The organism is Bacteroides finegoldii DSM 17565 (assembly GCF_000156195.1).
GTDB classification, from domain to species: domain Bacteria; phylum Bacteroidota; class Bacteroidia; order Bacteroidales; family Bacteroidaceae; genus Bacteroides; species Bacteroides finegoldii.
Genome location: NZ_GG688323.1, coordinates 1 through 6130, shown reverse-complemented (window position 1 = coordinate 6130; position 6130 = coordinate 1). Strand labels below are relative to the sequence as shown.

Genomic DNA, 6130 nt, shown 5'->3' with positions numbered 1-6130 from the left:
CGTCAGATACAGCCCTTGAGAAACTGGTTTATCTTGCATACCGTAATATACGGAAGAAGTGGACTATGCCACTGGCCAATTGGGCTACAATCTCACAGCAACTGGCCATAAAATTTGGAGAACGGTTTAAATTATTGTAATTTTACGCTCGTCGGGACAGGTGGTCCCGCCCCTTGGCGCTGGCCGTTCCCCGACCGACGAGTTTTTAGAGAAAAAATAATGCGTGACACAGTTTATTTTATAGTGCCTACTCGCACGGAATAGAGCCTCTATTTTTTTATTTAGACAGCATTGATTTTAAGTATTCTATTTCTGCAATCAATAGTGGAATATCCTGTTTGGCATGTGTTATGAACTCCAAATCATCTTTCGATGATTGCATTTAAATCAATGTAACTCATGGGTCTTACAGTCCTTTTTTCTTTGCTTCATTCCAAATAGCATCCATCTCTTCAAGAGACATATCTTTCAGGTTTTTTCCTTCCTTGATAGTATGTTCCTCCAAATAATTGAAGCGACGGATAAACTTTTGATTGGTAAGTTCCAAAGCATTATCAGGATTGATCTTGTAGAGACGCGCTGCATTGATAAGGCTAAACATAACGTCGCCGAATTCAGCTTCCGCCTTGTCCTTATCCATATTAGCCACTTCATCCTGAAACTCTCCGATTTCTTCCTTCACTTTATCCCATACCTGTTCACGCTCTTCCCAGTCGAAACCTACATTGCGGGCTTTGTCTTGAATACGATAAGCCTTGATGAGCGAGGGGAGGGCAGCGGGTACACCGCTCAATACACTCTTATTGCCGTCTTTCTCCTTTAGCTTCAACTGTTCCCAATTTTCGGAAACTTGTCCTGCTGTCTCTGCTTTTACCTCTCCGAATACATGCGGGTGACGGAAAATCAGTTTATCACACAGTTTGTCGCAAACATCTTTGATGTCAAAATCTCCTGTTTCCGAGCCTATCTTGGCATAGAAAGCAACGTGCAATAATACGTCGCCCAATTCCTTGCAGATTTCTTTCTTGTCATCCCTCATCAGGGCGTCGCAAAGTTCGTAAGTCTCTTCTATGGTGTTGGGACGCAGACTTTCATTGGTCTGTTTGCGGTCCCAGGGACATTTAACACGCAGTTCGTCGAGAATGTCCAGGAAGCGTCCGAAGGCTTCCATCTGTTCTTGTCTGGTATGTGACATAAATATATCTATTTTTTGTTCTTGATTTTTATTTCTTTTTCCACTCCTGATAGGAAATCAGCAGCCCCACAACTTCCGAATAGTTTTGCCGTCCGCTTTCTATCTTATTCCCTTTCAGATAAAGGTCATATATCCAATCCTGCACAGCACCGACCACAGGGCTATACTTGGCAGCCCAATACGCCTGGTTATTCTTAGCCAATTCGATAATTTCCGGTCGGATGCGTTTAAACAGTCGGGTGTATTCTTCTTCCGGGAGTAATCTTTGCGCATTTCCCAATACATGTCCCAATATAGAAAAATATCCGGAAAAACGGATTCCCATTGCTTCTGAACGGGTGCAAACCTGATAAGCATAGAAATTAGCTTCCGCTTCGCTGGTGATACCTAATAAATGGGCTAGTTCGTGAGCATAAGTGGCCGGATAATTAACGGGAAGCAAATCTCCGTTGAGTGTAAACTCGCAGAAGAAAGGCCCCATGCTACCCGTTACCCCTACCATCGAAATGAAGGGAGTGAATAACATTGTTTTTACCCTCGGATGCTTGTGTGGAGGGCGATGTACGCCCAGGCTATCACTTAACTGATGATAGATTCGCACAGTTTCCTCTCGTATCAAATCTTGATCGATACTATTGACAGGAGTATACGAGCGGTTCAGTTGAGTAATATAATCATCTACGAATTCTTGGAAAATCTCGGGAGTATAGGCGGTATACGGGATTTCTGTTCGTTGATAGAAATTTTTCTGCGAGTAGTTCAGTCCCCATGCCAGATAGAACCATACATAAATCCATAATAAGTATTCTCCGTCGCGCAATAAGATTTTCTTCCAAGGCAACTTCTTGCGGAGACGGGCATAAACGGGATAAACAATCACGCCTGTGATGCTAAGGAAAATAAATAAATCCCCTATGGCAAAAGGAAATAAACCGGAAAAAAACGACAGGACGTAGGAGATAAGGGGATAGATTGTTTGAGAATAGATCGTTGCCAGAGCAGGAATCCATTGCGTTAGCCACACCAGGATTAATAATGCTCCTAAGGCTAAATATCTTACATTTGGCTTATTTTTCATCATTTGTATAAAATCAGTCAACAAAAATATGCATTTAATAAACGTCGCGCGAAAAAATACCTCTATATTTGCAAAAAATCTGTTAACAGTGACTTTGTGTACCTGCGTAATCAGAGAAAGTTATTCAACATAAACCGGATAAGATGGCTACATCAGAAGAAATAGAAAAGTATTGCAGGAATTGCGTGTCACGTGATTTTGTGAACGGAAAAGGACTCGTTTGTAAACGTACCGGAGAACTTCCCGCTTTTGAAGAAGAATGTGACAGTTTTGAGCAAGATAAGGAACTGGAAAGATTAGCGCCTCCCAAGCCGGAAGACTTTCCGGTATCCATGACAGAAGAGGAAATGCTTGCCGAAGAGAACCTGCCCAAAGGAGTATTGTGTGCAGTTGTCGCATGCATCGTTGGTGCGGTGGCATGGGGGCTGATCTCCGTTTCTACAGGTCGTCAGATTGGGTTTATGCCCATTGCTATCGGATTCATGGTAGGTTTTGCGATGCGGCAGGGCAAGGGAATACGTCCCATTTTTGGAATTACCGGTGCGGCATTATCTCTGGTTAGTTGCATCTTAGGTGATTTCTTGTCTATTATCGGGTATATCTCCCAAGATTATGAAATGGGCTATTTTCAAGTCCTGGCAGGTGTAGACTATGGAGAGATATTCTCTATTCTGTTGAAAAATGTAATGTCGATGACTGCCCTGTTCTACGGATTCGCTCTTTATGAGGGATATAAATTCTCTTTCCGTGCACAGAAACACCCCGAGGGTGGTAAGATTTGAATTTAAATTATTAATTTTGCACCCGTTATTTTTAGAATATACATTATCATATACATAAAACAATATGGAATTAGCAAGTAAGTACAATCCCGCTGACGTGGAGGGAAAGTGGTACCAGTATTGGCTGGACCACAAATTATTCAGTTCAAAACCCGATGGCCGTGAACCTTACACCATCGTCATCCCGCCCCCGAACGTCACCGGTGTGTTACACATGGGACACATGCTTAATAATACCATCCAGGATATTTTAGTTCGTCGTGCCCGTATGGAAGGCAAGAATGCTTGCTGGGTGCCGGGAACTGACCACGCTTCTATTGCTACCGAAGCTAAAGTTGTAAACAAACTCGCTTCTCAAGGTATCAAGAAAACCGATCTATCTCGTGACGAATTCTTGAAACATGCCTGGGAATGGACAGACGAGCACGGTGGTATTATCCTGAAACAACTCCGTAAACTCGGCGCATCCTGCGACTGGGATCGTACTGCTTTCACTATGGATGAGAAACGTAGCGAAAGTGTAATCAAGGTATTTGTCGATCTGTTCGATAAAGGATTGATCTACCGGGGCGTCCGCATGGTAAACTGGGACCCGAAAGCCTTGACTGCCCTTTCTGACGAAGAAGTAATCTATAAGGAAGAACACGGAAAACTGTATTACCTCCGCTATAAAGTAGAAGGTGATCCGGAAGGTCGCTACGCGGTTGTTGCAACAACCCGTCCTGAAACAATTATGGGTGATACGGCTATGTGTATCAATCCGAACGACCCGAAGAACGAATGGCTGAAAGGAAAGAAAGTGATCGTTCCGCTGGTAAACCGTGTCATTCCTGTGATTGAGGATGATTATGTAGACATCGAATTCGGTACAGGTTGTCTGAAAGTAACTCCGGCCCATGATGTAAACGACTATATGCTGGGTGAAAAATACAACTTGCCTAGTATCGATATTTTCAATGACAACGGTACATTGAGCGAAGCTGCCGGTATGTATATCGGCATGGACCGTTTCGATGTTCGTAAGCAGATCGAGAAGGACCTCGAAGCTGCCGGATTGCTCGAAAAAATAGAAGCCTATACAAATAAGGTAGGATATTCGGAACGTACCAACGTTGTGATCGAACCGAAATTGTCTATGCAATGGTTCCTCAAGATGCAACATTTTGCAGATATGGCATTGCCTCCGGTAATGAACGACGATCTGAAATTCTACCCTGCCAAATACAAGAATACCTACCGTCACTGGATGGAAAACATCAAAGACTGGTGTATCAGCCGTCAGTTGTGGTGGGGACATCGTATTCCTGCATACTTCCTGCCGGAAGGTGGTTATGTAGTAGCCGCTACTCCCGAGGAAGCTTTGGCAAAAGCAAAAGAAAAGACGGGTAATGCCGCCCTGACAATGGAAGACCTTCGTCAGGATGAAGATTGCCTGGACACTTGGTTCTCTTCCTGGTTGTGGCCTATCTCTTTGTTCGACGGAATCAACAACCCGGGCAACGAAGAAATCAAATACTACTATCCGACAAGCGACCTTGTAACAGGACCGGATATTATCTTCTTTTGGGTAGCCCGTATGATTATGGCAGGCTACGAATACGAGGGACAGATGCCGTTTAAGAACGTATACTTCACAGGAATCGTTCGTGATAAACAGGGACGTAAGATGTCTAAATCGCTCGGTAACTCTCCCGATCCATTGGAACTGATCGAAAAGTATGGTGCCGACGGTGTACGTATGGGTATGATGCTTTCAGCTCCTGCCGGAAACGACATTCTTTTCGACGACGCCCTTTGCGAACAAGGACGTAACTTCTGCAACAAGATATGGAATGCTTTCCGTCTGATTAAAGGGTGGACAAACGGTATGGGGTCCGTTCCCATTCCCGCTGATGCGCATTTGGCTGTTCAATGGTTTGATCAAAGATTGGATGCGGCGGCAGTTGAAGTAGCTGATCTTTTCTCTAAATATCGTTTGAGTGAAGCGTTGATGTTGGTTTATAAGCTGTTCTGGGATGAATTTTCTTCTTGGTTGCTGGAAATAGTGAAACCGGCTTACGGGCAACCTGTAAATGGTTTTATTTATGATATGGTTCTTAGCTCTTTCGAACGTCTGCTTGAAATGCTTCATCCTTTCATGCCGTTTATTACAGAAGAACTGTGGCAGCAACTGCGTGAACGTAAACCGGGGGCTAGCTTGATGGTAACCCAAATGTTCGAGCCGAATGAAGTGAATGAGAAATTCCTGCAAGAGTTTGAGGTTGCTAAGGAAATTATCAGTAATGTTCGCAGTATTCGTTTGCAGAAGAATATTGCCATGAAAGAACAACTTGAATTGCAGGTTGTAGGCAGTCATCCGGTAGAGAAGATGAATCCGGTTATCATTAAGATGTGTAATCTTTCTTCTTTTACAGTAGTGGAGAGCAAGCCGGAAGGTGCAGCTTCCTTCATGATTGGAACAACTGAATTCGCCGTTCCATTGGGGAATATGATTGATGTGAAAGCGGAGATCGCCCGTATGGAAGCGGAACTCAAACACAAAGAAGGGTTCTTGCAAGGGGTGCTGAAAAAACTTAGCAACGAGAAATTCGTTAATAATGCTCCGGCGGCTGTTCTTGAATTGGAACGTAAGAAACAGGCAGATGCGGAAAGTATTATCAAATCTTTGAAAGAAAGTATTGAGGCTTTGAAGAAGGTATAACTTTCTGATACTTTTGGTATATGTAAGGCATCTCAATTAGATTTGGGATGCCTTCTGTTTTTAATTCAATAAGTGCTGTTTCTTCTTAATTAACTTTTAGTAGGGATATTCCTAAAATAATAAAATTTAAGGCAACTACTTCATTGCGAATTAGTTGCCTTTTTTGTATCTTTAAGCATTCCCCCCAAAAAACGGTTTGACGGCCAAAACGGGGGGAATTAAAAATAAAAACACATGGTAAAGATACAAAAAATCTCAGAAATCGAACCTTGTTTAGGTTTTACCGAGTTCGATATGCTTAAAAAATATCGTCAAAGTTTTGCAACGAGTGAATTAGGTCGACTCCATTCTCTATTCCCTTTCTCGGAACTGGC

4 protein-coding genes and 2 pseudogenes are annotated in these 6130 nt (G+C 43.1%); 4 read left to right on the top strand and 2 right to left on the bottom strand.

Annotated features, from left to right (window positions below):
- Window positions 1-140, top strand: a pseudogene (locus BACFIN_RS21740) (IS256 family transposase); the annotation flags it as partial.
- A 266-nt stretch (window positions 141-406) separates the two neighbouring features.
- Here the strand turns inward: BACFIN_RS21740 and mazG are convergent.
- Complete coding sequence (gene mazG, locus BACFIN_RS10690) at window positions 407-1195, bottom strand: nucleoside triphosphate pyrophosphohydrolase (protein WP_007752769.1); 789 nt, start codon at window positions 1193-1195, stop codon at window positions 407-409.
- A 28-nt stretch (window positions 1196-1223) separates the two neighbouring features.
- Window positions 1224-2276 carry a DUF3810 domain-containing protein gene (locus tag BACFIN_RS10695; RefSeq protein ID WP_007752768.1) on the bottom strand — a complete coding sequence of 351 codons (1053 nt, stop codon included), beginning with the start codon at window positions 2274-2276 and terminating at the stop codon, window positions 1224-1226.
- 140 nt (window positions 2277-2416) lie between these two features.
- On the opposite strand from BACFIN_RS10695, the gene BACFIN_RS10700 reads away from it, so the two are divergent.
- The 3 genes and pseudogenes from BACFIN_RS10700 to BACFIN_RS23700 form a co-directional block, all read left to right on the top strand.
- Window positions 2417-3055, top strand: a complete 639-nt coding sequence (locus tag BACFIN_RS10700) for a hypothetical protein (protein WP_007752767.1) — start codon at window positions 2417-2419, stop codon at window positions 3053-3055.
- 64 nt (window positions 3056-3119) lie between these two features.
- Window positions 3120-5756: a valine--tRNA ligase gene (locus BACFIN_RS10705; protein ID WP_007752766.1), complete on the top strand. Its 2637-nt coding sequence runs from the start codon at window positions 3120-3122 to the stop codon at window positions 5754-5756.
- 234 nt (window positions 5757-5990) lie between these two features.
- A pseudogene (locus BACFIN_RS23700) lies at window positions 5991-6130 on the top strand (DDE transposase); the annotation flags it as partial.